Source organism: Leifsonia sp. HAY1-4F, assembly GCF_056755275.1.
The window spans coordinates 1-260 of the sequence record NZ_JBNDHX010000365.1 but is presented as its reverse complement, the minus strand read 5'-3'; the positions used below and the strand labels follow the sequence as shown (position 1 = coordinate 260).

Annotated in this window: 1 pseudogene; it reads left to right on the top strand. The window is 66.9% G+C overall.

What is annotated here, in order from left to right:
- Positions 1-228 (top strand): annotated as a pseudogene (locus ACPYOG_RS19840) (hypothetical protein); the annotation flags it as partial.
- Positions 229-260 lie beyond the last annotated feature (32 nt).

The window sequence follows — 260 nt, the reverse complement described above, 5'->3', positions numbered from 1 at the left end:
CCCCCCCCCCCCCCCCCCCCCCCCCCCCCCCCCCCCCCCCCTCACAAAAAAACCACCCCCCCCCAGATTAGCGAGTGTCTCGTGGGCTCGGAGATGTGTATAAGAGACAGCTTCGGGGCGTGGTCCGCTCTCCTCGGCGTCGCTGGATCGCGGCCAGCAGCAATCCGGCGCAGACCGCCCCAGCGACGCTATCGAACGCACCAGAGCCTGTCTCTTATACACATCTGACGCTGCCGACGACGGAGAGAGTGTAGATCTCG